This window comes from Paenibacillus sp. JMULE4, from assembly GCF_013337105.1.
Taxonomy (GTDB): Bacteria; Bacillota; Bacilli; order Paenibacillales; family NBRC-103111; genus Paenibacillus_G; species Paenibacillus_G naphthalenovorans.
Genome location: NZ_SGWF01000012.1, coordinates 1 through 19,156 on the forward strand (window position 1 = coordinate 1; position 19,156 = coordinate 19,156).

Annotated in this window: 17 protein-coding genes and 1 pseudogene; 4 read left to right on the plus strand and 14 right to left on the minus strand. The window is 50.6% G+C overall.

Annotated features, from left to right (window positions below; all coding sequences use genetic code 11):
- Both EXW96_RS09610 and EXW96_RS09615 read left to right on the plus strand, forming a co-directional pair.
- Window positions 1-406 (plus strand): DUF444 family protein (locus tag EXW96_RS09610; protein ID WP_174350447.1); only part of this gene is annotated, 406 nt, incomplete at its 5' end.
- Window positions 403-1,830, plus strand: a complete 1,428-nt coding sequence (locus EXW96_RS09615) for a SpoVR family protein (RefSeq protein WP_174350448.1) — start codon at window positions 403-405, stop codon at window positions 1,828-1,830. The genes EXW96_RS09610 and EXW96_RS09615, both read left to right, overlap by 4 nt.
- 52 nt (window positions 1,831-1,882) lie before the next feature.
- Here EXW96_RS09615 and EXW96_RS09620 read toward each other — a convergent pair whose 3' ends face one another.
- From EXW96_RS09620 to EXW96_RS09680, 13 genes and pseudogenes are all read right to left on the minus strand, one after another.
- Window positions 1,883-2,560 (minus strand): RraA family protein, encoded by a 678-nt coding sequence (locus EXW96_RS09620; RefSeq protein WP_074727294.1) that lies wholly within the window; start codon window positions 2,558-2,560, stop codon window positions 1,883-1,885.
- Between the two features lie 79 nt (window positions 2,561-2,639).
- The gene (locus EXW96_RS09625) at window positions 2,640-4,109 is read right to left on the minus strand and encodes an aldehyde dehydrogenase family protein (protein WP_174350449.1); all 1,470 of its coding nucleotides are present in this window, start codon (window positions 4,107-4,109) and stop codon (window positions 2,640-2,642) included.
- 22 nt (window positions 4,110-4,131) lie between these two features.
- Window positions 4,132-5,295: an iron-containing alcohol dehydrogenase gene (locus EXW96_RS09630; RefSeq protein ID WP_174350450.1), complete on the minus strand. Its 1,164-nt coding sequence runs from the start codon at window positions 5,293-5,295 to the stop codon at window positions 4,132-4,134.
- 5 nt (window positions 5,296-5,300) lie between these two features.
- Entirely contained in the window at window positions 5,301-6,365 is a 1,065-nt protein-coding gene (locus tag EXW96_RS09635) for an Ldh family oxidoreductase (protein ID WP_074727297.1), read from the minus strand.
- 25 nt (window positions 6,366-6,390) lie between these two features.
- Window positions 6,391-7,672, minus strand: a pseudogene (locus EXW96_RS09640) (TRAP transporter large permease subunit).
- Window positions 7,673-8,230: a TRAP transporter small permease gene (locus EXW96_RS09645; RefSeq protein WP_074727346.1), complete on the minus strand. Its 558-nt coding sequence runs from the start codon at window positions 8,228-8,230 to the stop codon at window positions 7,673-7,675.
- A gap of 95 nt (window positions 8,231-8,325) precedes the next feature.
- Window positions 8,326-9,372 (minus strand): TRAP transporter substrate-binding protein, encoded by a 1,047-nt coding sequence (locus EXW96_RS09650; RefSeq protein ID WP_062406831.1) that lies wholly within the window; start codon window positions 9,370-9,372, stop codon window positions 8,326-8,328.
- Between the two features lie 132 nt (window positions 9,373-9,504).
- A complete protein-coding gene (locus EXW96_RS09655) occupies window positions 9,505-10,524 on the minus strand; it encodes a LacI family DNA-binding transcriptional regulator (protein ID WP_174350451.1) in 1,020 nt (339 codons plus the stop codon).
- A 253-nt stretch (window positions 10,525-10,777) separates the two neighbouring features.
- Window positions 10,778-11,101, minus strand: coding sequence for a hypothetical protein (locus EXW96_RS09660; RefSeq protein WP_174350446.1), 324 nt, complete (start codon window positions 11,099-11,101; stop codon window positions 10,778-10,780).
- A 69-nt stretch (window positions 11,102-11,170) separates the two neighbouring features.
- The gene (locus tag EXW96_RS09665; protein ID WP_074727300.1) at window positions 11,171-11,446 is read right to left on the minus strand and encodes a hypothetical protein; all 276 of its coding nucleotides are present in this window, start codon (window positions 11,444-11,446) and stop codon (window positions 11,171-11,173) included.
- Window positions 11,447-11,595: 149 nt separating this feature from the next.
- Window positions 11,596-12,357, minus strand: coding sequence for a response regulator transcription factor (locus EXW96_RS09670; RefSeq protein WP_174350452.1), 762 nt, complete (start codon window positions 12,355-12,357; stop codon window positions 11,596-11,598).
- A 61-nt stretch (window positions 12,358-12,418) separates the two neighbouring features.
- Complete coding sequence (locus EXW96_RS09675; protein WP_254611330.1) at window positions 12,419-14,590, minus strand: ATP-binding protein; 2,172 nt, start codon at window positions 14,588-14,590, stop codon at window positions 12,419-12,421.
- A gap of 190 nt (window positions 14,591-14,780) precedes the next feature.
- On the minus strand, window positions 14,781-16,130 hold the full coding sequence (locus EXW96_RS09680; protein WP_174350453.1) for an MATE family efflux transporter: 1,350 nt from the start codon (window positions 16,128-16,130) through the stop codon (window positions 14,781-14,783).
- Between the two features lie 177 nt (window positions 16,131-16,307).
- Here EXW96_RS09680 and EXW96_RS09685 point away from each other — a divergent pair, with 177 nt between their 5' ends.
- Entirely contained in the window at window positions 16,308-16,499 is a 192-nt protein-coding gene (locus tag EXW96_RS09685) for a hypothetical protein (RefSeq protein WP_174350454.1), read from the plus strand.
- Here the strand turns inward: EXW96_RS09685 and EXW96_RS09690 are convergent.
- Entirely contained in the window at window positions 16,474-17,271 is a 798-nt protein-coding gene (locus tag EXW96_RS09690; protein WP_174350455.1) for a class I SAM-dependent methyltransferase, read from the minus strand. The genes EXW96_RS09685 and EXW96_RS09690 overlap by 26 nt on opposite strands.
- Before the next feature lie 320 nt (window positions 17,272-17,591).
- On the opposite strand from EXW96_RS09690, the gene EXW96_RS09695 reads away from it, so the two are divergent.
- Window positions 17,592-19,142 (plus strand): ATP-binding protein, encoded by a 1,551-nt coding sequence (locus EXW96_RS09695; RefSeq protein WP_174350456.1) that lies wholly within the window; start codon window positions 17,592-17,594, stop codon window positions 19,140-19,142.
- Window positions 19,143-19,156: the final 14 nt, after the last annotated feature.

A 19,156-nucleotide genomic window follows, 5' to 3' on the forward strand; every position in this document is an offset into this window, starting at 1 on the left:
TGCTCACCATACGGAAGCGAAGGTAGTTACGGAGGAAGAGTTCTTCACCAAGGGCGAGAGCGGCGGAACCATATGTTCCTCGGCCTACCAGCTCGCGGTGGATTTGATCGACCGTTCATACCCGTCATCGCGCTTCAACATTTATCCGTTCCATTTCTCCGACGGCGACAACCTGACCTCCGACAATGAGCGATGCGTAAGGCTGATCAACGAACTGATTCAACGCTGCAACCTGTTCGGCTACGGCGAAGTGAACCAATACAACCGCAGCAGCACCCTGATGTCGGCTTACCGCAACCTGCACGATCCGAAATTTGTTCATTATGTGATTCGCGAGAAGGGAGAAGTATATAAAGCGCTCAAGACCTTTTTCCCCAAGGGAATCGAAGGGAAGGTGGCAAGATGAACGCCGACGATATGAAGCAGCTTGAATACGCCATAGCGGAAATTACGGAGATCGCCGAAGGCTTTGGCCTGGATTTTTATCCGATGCGTTACGAGATCTGCCCGGCGGATATTATTTATACCTTTGGGGCTTACGGGATGCCTACCCGCTTTAGCCACTGGAGCTTTGGAAAAACATTCCATAAAATGAAGATGCAGTACGATTTCGGGCTCAGCAAAATCTATGAGCTCGTCATCAACTCCGATCCATGTTACGCGTTTCTGCTTGACGGCAACTCGTTGATTCAAAACAAGCTGATTGTGGCGCACGTGCTGGCGCACTGCGACTTTTTCAAGAACAACGTTCGCTTCTCCAAAACCAACCGCAACATGGTCGAGAGTATGTCCGCAACGGCGGAGCGTATCCGTCAATACGAGATCGAGCATGGTATAGATGAGGTCGAGAAGTTCATTGATGCCGTATTGGCCATTCAGGAGCACGTCGATCCGCTTCTTATCAAGCCGTATCACCGGCAGCGCGAGGAACGTGACGCCAAACTTATCACCATGAAAGAACCCAGAGAACGCACGTTTGGTTATGAAGATCTGTGGGATTTGGATGATCGCGGCCAAACTGAGGATAAAAAGCCTGAAGCCAAAACGAAATTTCCTCCGGTCCGGCAAAAGGACGTCATGCTGTTCATCGAAGAACACGCGCCGTATATGAAGGATTGGCAGCGCGACATTATGACGATGCTGCGCGACGAAATGCTCTATTTCTGGCCGCAGCTCGAAACGAAAATCATGAACGAAGGCTGGGCCTCTTACTGGCATCAACGCATCCTGCGCGAGCTGGACCTGACGGATGACGAGACGATCGAGTACGCCAAGCTCAATTCCTCGGTCGTGATCCCTTCGCGGCACAGCCTGAATCCTTATTATCTCGGGCTGAAAATTTATGAAGACATCGAGAAGCGATGGGATAACCCTTCCGAAGAAGAGCGAAAGCGCTTTGGCCGGAAGGGCGGCGAAGGAAGGCAAAAAATATTCGAGGTACGGGAGTGCGATTCCGACATCTCGTTCATCCGCAATTATATGACGAGGAAGCTGTGCGACGAGCTGGACCTCTATGTGTTTGAGAAAAAAGGGCCGGAGTGGAAAATCACCGACAAGTCATGGGAGAACGTTCGCGATCAGCTGGTCTATTCCCGCGTCAACGGGGGCTTCCCTTACATTGCCGTGGAGAACGGCGATTACGAACGGAAGGGAGAACTCTATCTGATGCACATGTATGAAGGGATGGAGCTGGACTTGAAGTATGTAGAGCGCACCATGCCTTACATTTATCGTCTCTGGGGCAAAACCGTCCATCTGGAAAGCGTGATCGAATCGAAGCCGGTGCTTTTCACCTATGACGGCAGGAAGCATAACCGGAAGTTTCTTTAAATGCTCAAGCCGCGGCAGCTCACTGTGCCGCGGCTTGATCGACTTTATAAACTTATACGCCTTCGCAGCCTTTCTTCCGCAGGACCTCATCCACCCAGCTTCGGTCAATCGTCCCTTTCTCAATATCAGCCATGATCTTGCGTTCGGCAGCCATCGTTTGGCGGACCTTCCCGATGAGCGCTTCCGCATGTTCATACGGTACAACCACAACACCATCCATGTCGGCCAGAATCACATCGCCGGGACGGACAATGACTCCTCCCAACTGGATCGGAACATTAATTTCGCCGGGGCCGTCCTTATATGGACCGCGATGCGTTACACCCTTGGCATACAAAGGGTAATTCATATCGCGAATCGGTTCCATGTCGCGGATTGCTCCGTCAATGATAAAGCCTTCAATTCCGTTTTTCTTTGCTATGTTAACCATGATCTCGCCCATGATGGCGTTGGTCAGGTCGCCGCCTGCATCGACCACAATGACATCCCCCGGACCTGCCATATCGATGGCTTTATGAACCATCAAATTATCGCCCGGCCTGGTCTTTACGGTAAAGGCGGAACCGACCAGGGTTCCACGGGTGTGAATCGGACGGATCGACGCATCAACCGCGTTCAGACGGTTCATGTTATCCGACAGATGAGGAGTGACGAACCCGCGGTATGTGTCCAGTACCTCATCCGATACGTTCCTTACTTTCGGCAGTATGCGAAAACCGATATTGGTCATTAGAAAGCTACCTCCAGACGGGCATTTCTAAAACCGATTTCTAAAACCGGTTTTAGAAATGCCGAAATAAAATCGGGACTTACTTGTATTGCGTATAAACCACTTTTAATTCCGTATAAAAATCTTTATTCGTCTGACCGATGGAATATGCGCCATGACCCGAATGCTTCACGCCCCCGAACGGCATATGGCCTTCGCTGATCGTACCGTTATTGATGTGGATCATTCCGGATTCGACGTCTTCCGTAAAATCATAGGCCCACTCCAATTGATCCGTAAAGATGGAGGCGGTCAACCCATATTCCGTATCGTTGGCTACGCGAACCGCTTCTTCAAACGATGCCACGCGGATGATCACAAGAACCGGCCCAAAAATTTCTTCTTTCGCCACCTTCATATCAGGCGTGACCCGAGTAATCACGGTAGGCTCGAAATAAAACCCCTTATCATAGAGGCCGCCCGTCAATCTGCTGCCTCCGAGAACAATGGACGCCCCTTGCTCTTGCGCGGATTTCATATATTCCTGAATCGTATTTACTGCGTCTTCGCTCACAACCGGACCGATTTGGGTCCCCGGGTCCATTCCGTTGCCGACCCGATACTGCTTCACTTTTTCAACGATCAGCTTCTCAAGCGATTCCGCATGCCGTTCCAGAACGATGACCCGGCTGATGGCGGTGCATCTTTGGCCGGCATTCGTGTAAGCGGAATTCACAATTTCAGTGGCGGCTCTTTCCAAATTCGCATAATCGGCAACGACTGCCGGATTTTTGCCGCCCAACTCCAATTGGACCTTGGTAAAGTTTTCAGCAGCCAGTTTATTGATGTTTCTGCCGACATGGGTAGACCCTGTAAAAGAGACCCCTCTTACCAGCGGATGGCTTACCAATGCGTCACCCACTTTGCGCCCGCTTCCCGTAACCAGATTGACCGTACCGGCCGGAAGTCCCGCTTGTTCGAACAGTTCCGTTAAAATGACCGCTGTGAGAGGCGTTTGGCTCGCCGGTTTCAACACAACCGTGCAGCCGGCGATGAGAGCGGGAACGATTTTTCGCAATGGGGTGAGAATAGGAAAATTCCATGGTGTAATGGCAGCTACCACGCCAATCGGAACGCGCACGACAGTGTTCGTTACACCTGTACGGTCGCTAGGCAGAGTGATTCCCTCCAGACGGGCGGCTTCCCCGGCCACATACCGCATTTCCTTCACGCCCCGGGCCGCTTCGGTAAATGCCTCTTTGTAAGGCTTTCCCTGCTCCCGGCACAGCGCTTCAGCCAACCGTTCTTTATTCTCATCCAATAAGGCGATGAAACGGTAAATATATTCAGCCCGTTCGGATGCGGGCACCTTTCTCCAGCTTTGGAACGCTTGATGCGCAGAGACGACCGCCCGATCCATATCTTCTGCCGTAGACAGCGGGAAGCTTCCCACCACATCATCCGTATTGCCCGGATTGACGATTTGATAAAACTCTCCGGTGCTGCCGTTTACCCATGCTCCATTAATATAATTTTGGTACACTTTCGTTTCGGTTTGCCTCGCGCTCATGATTGCATCCTCCTGTACATGGTTAAATGGATTGTCTGACGATTTCTTTCAAATCTTCCAACGTCGGTTTGCGGGGGTTGACCCATACATTGCCGCTTTCCATGCCTTCCTTGGCAATATAATCCAGATCCTCCTCCGTTACGCCGTATTCTCTGAGACCCGCAGGAATCCCGATGTCCTGATTTAATTTTTTAATGGCTTTGACGGACAGCTCGGCCGCTTCCCTTAACGGCAGTCCTGCCGTGTTTTCCCCGAAAATCTCGGCGATTTCCTTGAATTTTTCCAAATTGCCGACAAGATTAAATTGCATCACCTGCGGAAGAAGAATGGCGTTGGCAGTACCATGCGGAACTTTAAACTTCCCGCCTAACGGCATACATAAAGCATGCGCCAGGCCTAACCGCGTAGGGTTAAAAGCCATCGCCGCAATCGTGCTCGCCAGCAGCATATCATAACGCGCTTCCAGGTTATCTCCCTGCACGACGGCTTTGCGCAAGCTTTTTGCAATCAAGCGCATGCTTTCGCGGGATAAGGCTTCAGAAATCGGCTGCGTCGCCTTGTTCACGAACGATTCAAGAGCGTGCGTCAAGGCATCCATTCCGGTTGCTGCCGTCATCGGGCCCGGGAGCGATAAGGTGAGAGCCGGATCGCAGAGCGCCAGCGTTGGTGCCAGATATTTACCGCCTATGCCGAATTTGCGATGGTGATCTTTCTCCGAAATGACCGTCCAAATCGTCACCTCGCTGCCCGTTCCCGCCGTCGTCGGGATACAAATGATCGGCAAGCCAGGATTGGGAATATGATTCAAACCGGCATATTGTGTGATTTTCCCTTCGTTATTCACCATCACCGCCACGGCTTTGGCAGCGTCCTGCGCACTGCCGCCTCCAACTCCGATCACAAGATCGGCACCGAAAGCTTTCGCCTCCGCCGTCGCGATTTCAATCGTTTTGACATCAGGCTCCCGTTCCACTTCGGTGAAGGTATGAAATGTGATATGAGCCTCTGCAAGCGGCGAAGTCACTTTGTCCAGAATCCCTGCTTGCGCAACCCCGGGATCGGAAACGATGAAAACCTTTGATCCTTTCAAGCTGTCAATCCACTTGGGAAGCTCATTTACGGCATGGACGCCAAAGGCGATCTCCGTCGGCAGTTCGTACGTAAAAACCCGGCTTAATAAGTTCATGTCTACTACGCTCCTATCGATTTATCTTGAAAATCTTCTATATGGACGCCGCAGGCTTCCCCTACTTGTTTAATATCCTCGTACACTTCCCTGGTCAGGGGAATGCCTTCGGCCAGCCTTTTGCACTCGATGTTATATTCGATTTCTCCAGGCACGAAGATTTCGTTCACGCCTGCGGCTTTCGGAGAAGATTTGATTTCTTCGATCATCTGGTCAACCCGCTGCTTAAATAGGTCTACCGGCATAAAACGCGAAATATCGATCAATTGGAAGAAGTGGCCTACATTTTGCGGCTTGTCGTAATCGCCGTAGATGTTGTTGATGTGCGGTCCGAATCCCGCTCCGGTCAACACACCGCTCATGATATCGATCATCAATGATATGGCATATCCTTTGGGTCCTCCAAAAGGAAGTACGGAACCCTCCAGGGCAGACTGTGCGTCCGTGGTGGGTCTTCCCTCCTTGTCGATGGCCCACCCTTCGGGAATCGGCTTGCCCTCTTGAGCCGCCGTAATGATTTTTCCTCTGGCGACTACGCTGGTGGCCATGTCCAGAATAATCGGGTTGTATTTGCCGGCGGGAATGCCGAACGCATAAGGATTCGTGCCGATATAAGGCTGAATCCCGCCCCAGGGCGCCATCGTCGAGGGAGCGTTGGACATCGCATACGTAATCAGGTTTTCCTTCACACCCTGCTGAACGAAATAGGCCCCCGTGCCAAAATGGGTGGATTTTTTTACTCCAATATAGACGGCACCGTTCCGGCGGGCTTTCTCCATGCCTAATTCCATCGCTCTCTTCCCGACGACTTGCCCCATGCCGTCATCGCCGTCGATCAATAACGTGGCGTCGCTTTCCGCGACTACGCGAATATTCGGTTTCGGATTGACGACACCCAGTTTCAAGCGCTTGACGTAAATGGACAATCGGGTAACCCCATGGGAATCCACGCCGCGCAGGTTGGCTCCCACCAGGCTGTCGGCCACTGTGCCGCCATCGGTCTCCGACAGCCCCGCATTTTGCAAAATGCGCCGGAGGTATTCCTTCAAATGCTCTGCTTTAAAGATCATTTTCTCCACCCCTATAGCCTATTTATTATTTGATTAACCATTGCAGCGGAACCGTTACGATGGCAGGGAAGAACAACAGCAGCAGCAGAACCAGGGTATGGACCAGCAAGAAAGGCCATATGCCCTTCATGATTTCTTCCATACTGATTTTCCCAACCCCGCAGGCCACATTCAGCACGGTGCCCACCGGAGGAGTAAGCAATCCGATACAATTGTTCAAAACAAACAAAACGCCAAAGTAAACCGGGTCGATGCCTGCTTCTTTCACGATCGGCATCAGGACAGGCGTTAAGATCAGGATCGTAGGCGTTAAATCCATCGCCGTACCGATGATCATGACCAGAACGGTGATAACGATCATCAGCATTAGCGGATGTTCAACAAATGGCCCCAGCAAATCGGATAATTGGGCCGGAATATTCGCAAAAGCAATCAGCCAGGCGGACACCATAGCCGCAGCCGCCAGGAACATCACTACGCTTGTCGTTTTGGAGGCGGCCACCAGCACACTGAAAAATTGGCTGATTTTCAGCTCCCGATAGATGACTACACCGACGAATAACGCGTAAAATGCCGCAACCACCGCCGCTTCCGTCGGAGTAAATATGCCGCCGCGCAGCCCGCCGATAATAATAAGCGGCAGCAGCAGCGCCCAGAAAGCTTGTTTGGTCGCATTCCACATTTCCCTTGCCGACTTGCGCGGAAAAACCTCTACTTCGCTTTTACGGGAAATGATCGCCCACGCTATGGTTAAACCTACGCCCATGAGAATCCCCGGCACAATGCCGGCCATAAAAAGCTGTGTGATGGATACCCCGCCCGTCACGCCAAACATAATCATCGGAATGCTGGGAGGCAGGACAGGCGCGATGATGCCGCCGGCTGCAATCAACCCCGTTGACCGATTGCGGTCATATCCGGCTTTCACCATCATGGGGATCAAAATAGCCCCAAGCGCTGCGGTGTCCGCAACAGCGGATCCCGACAACCCCGCAAAGATCAGACTGGCGATAATCGCCACATAACCAAGTCCCCCCCCGAATATGTCCTACAAACGCTAGGGCAAAAGTAATGATCCGTTTGGAAATGCCGCCTTGATTCATCAGTTCCCCCGCAAGAATGAAGAAGGGGATGGCCATTAACGGGAAGTTATCCGCCCCGTTGATCAGATTTTGCGCAACGATCTGGGTATCGAACATGTCCAAAAAGAACATTAAAGCCACGCCGCTGGCCAGCAGGGCAAAAGCGATCGGCATTCCAAGCGCCATGGCGCCGAGCAATGAAGTGACAAAAATGCCTAGGGCCATTTATCTCACCCCCTTTTCCAAGAACGCGGCACTTGAGGATGAATTTGGCACCGACATGATTTCTTCTTCAGATTCACGGGTTTGATCCAGCTCAGAAACCGGGACATGTTGAAAAAAGGCTTTAAAAAGCTTGATGCCAATAATCGCCGCCATACCGATGGCCATCACCATTCCGGCTCCGAAAACAACGGACATCGAAAGTCCGATAGCCGGAGATTTAGTATTCCAATTCAGAAGAACCATCGTCCAGCTTCCATCAAGCACTAATCCCAAAATACACAGCATAATGACATTGCTGATCAAAAAGACGAGCTTTCGAAGGGCTGGAGAAAGCTTTTTGATCACGAGATCGACGCCCAAATGCTGATTCTCGTTTAAAGCGCCGACGGCCCCCAAAAAGGTAAGCCAAACGAACAGAAACCTTGCCGCTTCTTCGGACCAGGTAATTCCTGTGTTAAACAAATACCGAAGCACGACATTGCCAAACACCAGAATGGCCATTAACAAAAGAGCGCCTGCCATTGAAACGTTAACGATGCGCGTAAACGTCCTGGACATCTTTTTCAAGAGATACCATCTCCTACGGTTGAATGAGGATTATGCATGCCGGACGGAGGTAGGATGCGGAGACAGTGCCTCCGCACCCGGCAATCTTATTGCTTTGTTGCTTCCGTTATTTTTTTGTACAAATCCGCGCCGTACTCTGCATCGAATTCGTTGTGAACGTCTTTGGTCGCTTCAACAAATGGAGCCAGATCGGGCTTGCTGAGCTTCACGCCGGCTTCTTCCAGCTTCTTCATCAAATCGGCTTCCTGCTCCGCGCTTACTTTTCTTTCATAGTCCCTTGCTTCATTCGCCGCTTCCTGGACCGCCTTCTGCAATTCCGGCGACAGCTCCGACCATGTTTTTTCACTGATCATCAGCAGCATCGGCGAATACATATGATTGGTAATGGAAATATACTTTTGCACTTCGTGGAAATTATTCGTGTAAATCAGGGAAAGCGGGTTTTCTTGTCCGTCCACCGTTTTTTGCTCCAGCGCCGTATACAGCTCTCCAAACGACATCGGAGTCGGATTGGCGCCAAGCGCTTTAAAGATAGAAAGAGAGACCGGACTCTGAGGCGTTCTCAGCTTAAGACCCTGTAAATCGGCAGGGGTCAGCACTTCCCTCTTCGAATTGGAGACATTCCTAAAACCGTTTTCAAAATAGCCTAAAACGCGAAGGTGCTGTTGTTGGGGAAGCTCGCTTACCATCTCTGCCCCCAAGGGGCCGTCAAGCACCTTGTATGCGCTTTCTCTGTTCGGAAAAATATACGGCAGACCAATGACCTTTAATTTGGGAGCGATGACGGCGACCGGTTCGACTCCAATCATGCCCATTTGAACGTTGCCCGTTTTCATAAAGTTGATCAAGTCGTTATCCTGGCCGATCGTACCGTCGGTATATATATCCACTTTAATTTGACCGTTGGTTTTGGCTTCCACCAATTCTTTGAACTTTACGGCTCCCGTATGATATAAAGACGTGCTCGAGGTTCCATGGCCAAGTTTAAATACGAAAGCGGCTTTATTGTCCGATTTCGATCCTTGCGGGGCATTGGCACTATTGCCTTGCGTTCCTTGACCGGAACCGCAGCCCGCTGCCGTCAGCATAAAAGACAAGGCCAGGATAATCGCTCCCCATTTTTTGTTTTTCATAGTAACCCTCCTGCTTGTTTTTTGCTATAATAGCATTGCGTTTAAAATTTTTTCTTTCTTTGATCCGCCTTCAAAGAGCGTACTCCCAATACCTCTCTTTGAAGGCCATTTTTTTCCATGGGCATCAACTCCTTACTCGATTTTTACAGGGGAAGAACATGAAGCGCGGATAATGATTTTGGGTTCCAATTGAATAATCTGCGGCTTCATTTTCTTTTTGGATTCCAATCTATGAATCAACAAAGCTACTGCTTTGACCCCCATCTCGTAAGCCGGCTGCGCTACAGTACTTAAAGGTGGATCCAAAAGCGGTATCCACGGAAAGTCATCATAGCCGAAGATGGATACATCCGTCGGAACTCTCAATCCTGCTTTTTTTGCTCCGCTCAGCACCTCCAAATTAAGTCTTGCATTAGTTGTGAATATGGCTGTCGGCCGATCAGGCATCGATAGCAATTCTTGAGTCGCCTGAATTCCGCTGCCGTTATTTTGATCACAAATCTTAATCAACGACTCGTCGATCGGCAAGCCGTTTATGCTGAGGGCCTGTTTATATCCTTCCAGCCTTTCGATACGGGGACTCTTGTTATTCGTCGGATAGAGCAGAATGCCGATTCGCCGATGACCCTGATCAATTAAATATTGAATCGCCTGCTTGGCCCCGTTTACATTGTTAACCACAACCGTATCCGCTTTCATGTCCCCGGCCAAACGGTCCAACAGCACAAAAGGATATTTTTTTGCAATGAACTCCTCGAATAATTCGTTCGTATTCCCGATGGTATTTACAATGACGCCGTCTACCTGCCGGCTCTTGAGCATGAGAATATTGTCTCTTTCCAACTCGGGATCCTCATTGGAGCTGCTGACCATGATCCCGTATCCGCATCGGTTCGCTTCCTCCTGCGCACCCTTTAAAATCTCGGCCCAGAAAGGATTCGAAATATCGGATAAAATGATGCCGATGACCTTCGTTTTTTTCTTTTTCAAGCTCTGCGCTAACGAATTAGGACTGTAGTTCATCTCCGCTATGGCAGCTAAAATTTTATTTTTCATTTCTTCGGACATATATTCAAAATTACCGTTGAGCACCCTGGATACCGAGCTTTTGGAAACTCCCGCCCGTTGTGCAACATCATCAATGGTCGCCATAAAAACCTCCTCACTTTTCTAAAACCGGTTTCTGAAACCGGTTTTATAGGACTATAATAACATATTCCTAAAAATGTTCAATACTTTTTCCAAAAATATTTCCCGGCTTTTATAGAAAAGTGACCATTTCCATAGGGAAATGGTCACTTCCATGATTCCAACACGTATTCCATTCAAAGGTCTTGCCTGGCGCTGCGAAAACGCATGGCCGACCAATCGTCGTCAATGGCAATCAGGCGCACACCCTCGAAGCCTAACTCCTTGAGCGGCTGCCAGCCTTCATCCCGCGAAATATCCGCTTTATATTTTTCGATGTCTTCTTGGGGTATGCGAACCACAGCAGCCCTCCCGGCTCGCAGCGTTTCACCGCCTCCGGCGCCATGGCCATAACATCCCGGCTGTTTTTGGCAAAGACAAGCACGAAGCCGTAGAGCTTCCTCTCTGATTGCCCGATGGTTTCGTCCACCTCAGCCGCTTCACGAAAAGCCTGCAGGTGAGGATGAAATTCTTCAGGGGCATTCAAAACCAGCAAACGTTGTTGATTTTTGTAGTTCATCTTCTTCAGCAGCTCGTTCATCCTGAAAGCCTCCTTCAACCTGTTGTACATCGCAGACCGGCGTTTATTTTCCGAACAGAGGATTTTCTGTCAGCTTTGTCCGGATTCCAGCTTGCTTTGCGCTTCATTCACCAGCCGATCGAACAGCTCATCGTCTTCCTCAAGAATTTCCTCCAGCGACAGGATTTCCTGTTCGGGCCCCGATTCCTTCGCAAAGTTCAAGCTGTACATCCATTCTTTGGCATTCTTGCTGTGAAACGTGATTTCATATGGCGCCTGATGCCCTTCGCACGTAAATTGCACATGCCCGACATATCCGTCCTCTTTACTGTACGTCATGTCGGATTTGACGATTTGGATATCCATCCGCCTGATCCCCTTTCATCTTTTGAGCAGAAGCTCTTGATACTGTACTGTCCTGTTCCCACAGTATAGCACAACCGGCCGGCGTCCGTGCTGCCCTGCAGGATCCCGCTTGCCGGCGACGCGCGGAAGATCCGCGGCGACGCGCGGCTTTACAGCGCGGAACCGTGCCTGGCATCATGCCCGGGCTGGAGCTCGCGGGCCACCTTGGCAAACTTATAGCCTACACCATGTACATTAATAATGTACTGGGGGGCGGAAGGATCGGGCTCGATCTTTTTGCGGAGATTGCTCACATGTACAATGATCGTCCGCGTATCGTTAAAGCATTCCTGTTCCCATATTTCCCGAAACAAATATTCGTGACTTATCGTCTGCTCCGGGCGGTAGGCGAGAAAGCTCAGCAGATCGAATTCCTTGCGCGACAGCGTCACTTCCTGCCCGTTCACCTTTACGACACGACTGAGGCTGTCGATGTGGAGTGAGCCGATATGAAGCTGAGAGGGCTTGCTCTGCTCCGGGCTCTCGGCCGCCCCATTGCCTGCCAAATGCGATCTGCGCAGGTTGGCCCGTACCCGGGCGACCAGCTCATTGGGGCTGAAGGGCTTCGTAATGTAATCGTCTCCCCCTGAGTCCAGCCCCTTGATTTTATCCGCTTCGTCCTTCTTGCAGCTCAGAAACAAGATCGGCGCGCCGGAGATATTCCGCATTTCACTGCAAACCTCAAACCCGCTTCGGCCGGGAAGCAGCACATCGAGAATGATGAGATCCGGCTGCTCTGCCACAGCCAAGGAGAGTGCGTTCTCTCCATCTTCCGCGCACACCACTCGATAGTTGTTTTTCTCCAAATACAGCCGGATGACGTCGCGTATCTCGTAGTCGTCTTCAACAACCATTATGGTTTGGCCTGTCATTCCTTATTCACCTTCATTCTATATTTAAATCGCGGTTGGCGCATGCCGATGAACCGGCAAGTTACTCTTTCACTTGCGCCAATGGGATGGAAAAGCAGATGACGGTACCCTTCTGATGATCCGATCCCTCCACCCATATACGTCCGCCGTGATACTCAACGATTTCTTTGGCAATCGATAATCCGAGCCCTTTACCGCTTGTCTTGGTGTTGCGCGATTTATTGTTCGTGTAGAACCGGTCGAATATATAGGGCAAGTCTTCCGGATGGATTCCGATACCGCTATCGCTGATTCGGCACAGCATGCCTTGACCGTCATCGACCAGCTCCACATCGATCGAGCCGCCTTCAGGCGTAAACTTGACGGAATTATGAATCAAATTGCCGAACACCTGATGCAGCCGCTCCAAATCGACCTCAACCGTGGAGAACATCCCGCGTTCGGCAGCCGTTCCCTTCATATTCAATGTATAACGAAGTCCCGCGTTTCGTACATCCAACTCATATCTTGTATAAAGCAGTTCTATCAGACGCCGGGTCTGCATCGGCTGCATTTTAAAGGCGACCTGCCTTGCCTCCAATTGGGAAAGGTGAAACAAGTCTTCAATCAGCCGGTCCATCCCGACTACCTTGCTGTGGATGATTTGAAGATAACGGGTTTTCTGATCTTCCGTATCCACCATGCCGTCCATAATCGCTTCCAGATAGCATTGAATCGTAGTAAGCGGCGTTCCAAGATCGTGTGAGATATTGCTGAGCAGATGACTGCGGGAATTCTCCAAACGGGAGAGCTCGTCATTTTTCCGTTTTAACGCTTCGTTCGCCTGTTCAAGAGCCAGGGTGTGCGATTTGATTTTATCGTGAAGTCCGGTGTTCAGCTCGGTCAGAGCAGCCGAGAGCCTTTCCTCGTTGATGTAAGCCCGGGACAGCTTGGTCGATAACAGTATGGATTGGGAAAAAACAAAGATGAGCAGGCCATACCCCGACATTTGATCAGTCGTATGCACAAGCTCGTGCGCGTACAGCATGTCATTCACAATCGTCAAGGCAAAAATAGAGCAGGCCACAAGAACAATGCCGCTGCCTTCCCGTTTATGCAGCAAAGCGAGCGTGATGATGCTCATGAAGTAAACAATGCTTGCGGCGACAAACAACTGCAGAACGATCAGTGTCGGGGTGAACACCGTTGTAGGAGAAATAACGACAAATAAAGAGTAGGCCAGCATCGGTGCGCATAAAGCGAAATCGATCTTCCGGGAGCTTTCGCACGGATACAGCTTCGAGAAAAACAGCGCGAACAAGGGGATGCCCAAGGCAGCCGTCAAATACTCCATTTTCAGCAAAAGCGTCCAATTAAAATCGGGGAACATTCTGGTCAGGACACTTTCGCCAAGCAGTGTCACCCGTAAGCTGAATAACAGGCAGAACAGGCCGAAGTACAGTACGGACTGTTCCTTCGTTCTAGCGGCGAACACCCCCAAATGGTACAACCCCATGATCAGCAGGCTGCCGATCAGCAGCGTGTCGAATCCGGTGCACAGCTCTTTGGAGCGCATGATCATATCGATTGACCCCAGTTTGATGGGTTTAAGGACGCCGCCTTTTTGATGGTCAAAGTTTGATACCTGGAGCACCAAATCCAATTGGGAATCCTGCGTGTGCGCTGCCGCGGTTTGCGTAATATACTGGGGCACGGAACTCCACTTCGACGTCCCGACATGACCCGCCTCTGCAACCTCTTGTCCGTTCACCCAAAGCCTGTAAGACGTATTCATCGCCGGAATCCAGAGCATAAGCATTTCATCGGCCTGCTCCGGCAAAAGAACCTTAAGCCTGTAAGTGGCAAAGCCGTCACCCGGGCGGGATTGGCCTCCCGTCACCGTTTTATTCCAAGCGCCTGGAATCGAAAAATACTGCATCGGCAGCGGGCTTGCATTTTCTGCAAATTCATCAGGGGGGACAAGCCGGTTCCAATAAAATTCCCACTCGCCGTTCAGGGACACGGTTTCATTCGGCTTCCAGTCCCGGGTTCGCAAATCCAGGACGCCTTTTTCCGCAGCAGCCGCATGAGATAAAGACGAGAAAAACCGGCTCCCCTCCGAAAAGAGAGCCATGGCCAGAATTAGCAGCAGCAAGAAAAACGCGGTCAATACGGGAAACATTCTTTCGCTGGGCATGCTGTTCCATTCACTCTCCCGGGCTTCGATTACGGATTTGGTGCGATTCTGAGCCAATCCAAGCCCGCCTTGTTCGCAGCACCCTTCTTGCCTTAACGCGCTCCGTCTCGTTCTTAATAACTAACAATTGGGGTTAAATGTTAATTCGCTCCAATCGGCCAAAATCCTGCCTGTCCGTTGAAACCATCCCCCCGCAGCGAGGCCGTGTTAAGCCAACGCCTGCGCGGGATTTTGCGGAACAGAAGATTTACTTTAGACGTGCCGCATCCCAGTCCGTTCGATAAAATCGTATGCAGACCACAAGAGCAAACAAGCCGAGAAACAGGTAAAGGGACAACCACGCCCCCGCGCTTCCGAGCCCTGCCATAAACGTTAACCCATACGCTAAAGGGATGAACACCAGCCAGTTCAGCACCAGCGATACGCGGACGAGAAAAGAAGTGTCGCCAAGCCCTCGCAGGGCGCCGGAATAATAGTTAAGCAGACCGTCAAATAGCTGCAGGAAGGCTGAAATCATAATCAGCTTGCCGGCAAGCGTATAAATGGCCGGATCGCTCGAATACAGACGTGCTACCGTTTCGGAGAAGACAAATTCCGCCATTCCCATCAAGAGCAAAAACAGGCTGCCGAGCACGGCCACATCCGTGCCGAGCCTTCTGGCGAGGTAAGGCTCGCCGCGGCCGATTTCCTGTCCGACAAGAATCGTCGCCGTCGCCCCGAAAGCGAAAGCCGGCATATAGCCCAGCGCCATCACGTTCAGGGCGATCTCATTGGCGGCTAAGGCCTCCGTTCCCAGTCGTGTGACAAACATCGTAAATATAAACATGGCACCGCTCATGGCGAGCTCCTGCACGCCAAGCTTCCCGCTTTCGCCTGCGATCAGGCGAATGTCCGATCGGTCCGCGGCGATCCGGCGGCGTGTGCCATAGCGGCGATGAAGACGAAAGAAATACACATACGCGCTGCCGACGAGGCCAAGCGCTTCCCCGATCAACACCGCTAGCCCCGCTCCCCGCAGGCCAAGCTCGGGAAAACCCAGATTGCCGTAAGTCAATGTGTAGGTCAAAAAGATCATGGTCCCGTTGGCCAGAAGCGACATCTGCATCGGCGTCCGTGCATCCCCGATGCCGCGGAAAAAGCCTTGGAACACAAAGCTGACTATAAAGCAGGCGATAGCAAACAACCGGTATTTCAAATAGTCGGCACCGTTGGCGACAAGCTCCGCAGAGCCGCCCATCAGCTTCAGGATAAACGCCGACAGCAGCCAGCCCGTCAACACGACCAGCAGGGCTGCTCCCGCACTGACGTAAAGCGCTATATACGTCCGCCTGACCGCTTGCTCCATCTGCCCGGCCCCGTAGTTCTGCGCCACTAAATAATTGACCGAAAAGCCAAAACCGGAGCAAAGCGCCCAGGCATTGTACACAATGATATTCGAAACACCGACAATCGCAATGACCAGCGCCCCCATCGGCCCCACCATGATTAGATTGATGGTTCCCGTAACCGTACCGGCGGCAAAAGAGACGATGGAAGGAATCGCCAGGCCGAGAATAAGCTTCCAATGTTTTGTAAATTCCGCTAGCCCTTTGTTCATGTATGCAGGTCCTGAATCCTTTCATAGTATGAAGACATAATATCATTTTGACTGAATGTAAGTCTGCCAACAAGAGGCAGCATGCCACAGAATCCCGCGAATCCGCGCAACGGACCCAAAAAAAGGAACAGACCCGAACCCTATGAGCAGATTACGAATGGAAAGGGGCTACCTCCCATGGATAACGAATTGCAATCGATTATCGAAGAGCTGGCGTCCATCCAAAGACGTTATTCCCATATTCATACAAACTTTGATCGCCTTGAGCAAAAAATATCCCATATCGAGAAAAAGGTGTGGCTGTTAGAACATCGTACTTCCTCACTTGCACTGCCGGCCCATCTCAACCAGCCTGTTCGACAGGTTTAACGGCCTTGATTCGAATCCGGCGGTAATCGGCTATCCATTGCTTGCCGTCGTACAGCTTTGGCCTCAAGCCGGCTTCACACCGGAGGCACACTTCTTCCTTCTCAGCTTCGGACAATCCGGCAAAAAACGTACCCGCAAAAGCAGCCAGCCAATGGCGCAGACCCCGTTCTCCGTCATCCAGCGGCGTGGGCCGGTCGTACAGCTCCGCATAACCAACGGCAAAGCCCTGCTTCTCCAAAAGAGAAGCATACTCCCCGATGCTTGGAAAATACCAAGGATACCGTTTTTCCACCGGCACTCCATAGCTCTCTACCGCCGAGGTCAATGCTTGAATAATGGCGCCTACGTTTCCGAATCCGCCGAACTCGGCGACAAAACGTCCGCCCGGCCGCAGCGACAGCCACACCGATTCTATGGCTTTGTCCGGTTTTTGCATCCAGTGCAGCGCCGCATTGGAGAACACAGCATCATATGGAGCCTCTCCTTCCTCCAACCGGAACGTTTCCCCGTCAGCTTCTACAAAACGCAGCTCAGGATATTTTTCCTTCGCTTTAGCTATCATCGTCTCCGAGCGGTCCAAACCGGTAACGACTGCTCCGCTCAGGCTGATCTGATGCGTCAGGTCACCCGTTCCGCAGCCCAAATCCAGTATGCGTTCTGCCGGCTTCGGCTGGAGCAGGCCGATCAGGCTCTGACCCAATCGGGAGACAAATCCGATCCGTTCATCGTAATGCTCAGCGTCCCATCGTTGTTCCGTTCCATTCTCCTTCATGTGCATCTCTCCTTTTATTTCCATTATCCGGGATCGCTCTTTATTAATCCAATATATAAGAGCAATTAAATTTATAGCCTGTATCTATAAAAAATCAAAAACATAGTTCTTCGTATCCAATTACGATAATAAAAACGACAAATATCGCCATTTCTCTACTACTTATTTACTAATGATATTCGTAAACGATATAATTAATTATCTATTAAAGGGATACGGGAAGCCTATAAAATTTTTTGGATCCCCTGTTTCTTACTTTGTTTCTATCCAAGCATCCATGATATAATGTATCGAATGCGACAGGTAGGTGATTTCAATCTATGCAAAAAATTCCAGTCATACGCAATAAAAAGAGCTCCGACATTATGCTCATCCCTTCCGATGAAATTGTAAAGATAGAATGCATACGGAATAATGAGTTTATCATTCATACGGTATCCGATACATATTACTGGGCTTCTTCACTGGAAGCCTTTGAAGAAATGCTGTATGAGGAAGGGTTTCGGCTGATCGATCAAATGAACGTGGTGAACATGAACCATGTGACCGAATATGCGCCCCGCAAGGGAATCGTCACCCTGCGCTCCGATAATTCGAATCGTTACAAGACTGCTTCCGCTGCATGGATCCACGGCGAGCACATCACCAACATCATAAACCTGCTTCGCAAGATGAAAGAGCTCGACCGCGGTATTCCTCAGGATGACGAAGGCGCCGATATCTTTGAAACGATTCTCGCTCAGGAAGAAGATCACCGGTTTGCCCGTTCGTATGCCATGATCAAGGCGCTTTATGATAAGAAGAAGGCGGAGATTTCTCTAGAGGAAAGCGAATTGCGGTATAAATCGTTATTCGAGCATAATCCCGATCCCATCATTTCCTTCAATCTGAACGGCTTGATCACCAGCGTCAATCCCGCCATGCACAATGTGTCAGGCTATACGGAGAAAGAGCTGCTTCATAAGTCGATCCATCCGTATCTTCCGAAGGACCACTTTCCCCGGTGGGAACAATATTTCAAGGAAACGCTTAACGGTTCCACTGCGCATTATGAGATTTCGTTCCTCGGTAAGGACGGGAAACGGATTGAACTCAGCGTCTTGAATTTCCCTATCATCGTCGGCAAGCAAATTGCAGGCGTCTACATGATCGGCCAGGACATCAGCGAGCGCAAGCGCGCGGAAGAGATGATTATCCGCTCCGAGAAGCTTTCCATTGTCGGTCAATTGGCCGCCGGCGTGGCTCATGAGATTCGCAACCCTCTTACTTCACTCAAAGGATTCGTACAGCTGATGCAAAACAAAGTAAGCGGATACGATCATTACTTCAGCATTATGCTTGATGAACTGGAACGGATCAATTTTATCGTCAGCGAGTTTTTGGTCATAGCCAAGCCTCAATCGGTTCAGTTTCAACCGAAAGATCCGGAAACGATCCTCCACAGCACCATCCTGCTGCTCAACTCCCAAGCCATCATTCATAACGTGGAGATTATCGTTCATGCGGATCCGAACCTGCCAAAAATCAACTGCGACGAAAATCAGATCAAACAAGTGTTTATCAATATATTGAATAACTCCATCGATTCGATGTCAGAAGGCGGAACCATCCACGTCGAGTTGAGAGTGACGGATGACGGAAATCTTCTCATGCGGTTTACAGACGAAGGCTGCGGCATCCCGCAGGACCGGATCACCCGTTTGGGTGAGCCCTTCTACACCACCAAGGAAAAAGGGACGGGGCTCGGCCTCATGGTAACCTACAAGATTATCGAAAATCATGCGGGAAAAATGAAAATTTACAGCGAGCTCGGCAAAGGAACAACCGTGGAAATTTTCATGCCTGCTCTCCAAACAGATCCTCTTCCATAGAGCCAGAACGAGCC

Coding starts and splice junctions, on each gene's coding strand:
- EXW96_RS09660 (WP_174350446.1), bottom strand. CDS start 11,101: ATGAACGAGCTGCTGAAGAAGATGAACTACAAAAATCAACAACGTTTG.
- EXW96_RS09665 (WP_074727300.1), bottom strand. CDS start 11,446: ATGGATATCCAAATCGTCAAATCCGACATGACGTACAGTAAAGAGGAC.
- EXW96_RS09695 (WP_174350456.1), top strand. CDS start 17,592: ATGCAAAAAATTCCAGTCATACGCAATAAAAAGAGCTCCGACATTATG.
- EXW96_RS09670 (WP_174350452.1), bottom strand. CDS start 12,357: ATGACAGGCCAAACCATAATGGTTGTTGAAGACGACTACGAGATACGC.
- EXW96_RS09625 (WP_174350449.1), bottom strand. CDS start 4,109: ATGAGCGCGAGGCAAACCGAAACGAAAGTGTACCAAAATTATATTAAT.
- EXW96_RS09655 (WP_174350451.1), bottom strand. CDS start 10,524: ATGGCGACCATTGATGATGTTGCACAACGGGCGGGAGTTTCCAAAAGC.
- EXW96_RS09630 (WP_174350450.1), bottom strand. CDS start 5,295: ATGAACTTATTAAGCCGGGTTTTTACGTACGAACTGCCGACGGAGATC.
- EXW96_RS09620 (WP_074727294.1), bottom strand. CDS start 2,560: ATGACCAATATCGGTTTTCGCATACTGCCGAAAGTAAGGAACGTATCG.
- EXW96_RS09645 (WP_074727346.1), bottom strand. CDS start 8,230: ATGTCCAGGACGTTTACGCGCATCGTTAACGTTTCAATGGCAGGCGCT.
- EXW96_RS09635 (WP_074727297.1), bottom strand. CDS start 6,365: ATGATCTTTAAAGCAGAGCATTTGAAGGAATACCTCCGGCGCATTTTG.
- EXW96_RS09690 (WP_174350455.1), bottom strand. CDS start 17,271: ATGAAGGAGAATGGAACGGAACAACGATGGGACGCTGAGCATTACGAT.
- EXW96_RS09615 (WP_174350448.1), top strand. CDS start 403: ATGAACGCCGACGATATGAAGCAGCTTGAATACGCCATAGCGGAAATT.
- EXW96_RS09680 (WP_174350453.1), bottom strand. CDS start 16,130: ATGAACAAAGGGCTAGCGGAATTTACAAAACATTGGAAGCTTATTCTC.
- EXW96_RS09685 (WP_174350454.1), top strand. CDS start 16,308: ATGGATAACGAATTGCAATCGATTATCGAAGAGCTGGCGTCCATCCAA.
- EXW96_RS09650 (WP_062406831.1), bottom strand. CDS start 9,372: ATGAAAAACAAAAAATGGGGAGCGATTATCCTGGCCTTGTCTTTTATG.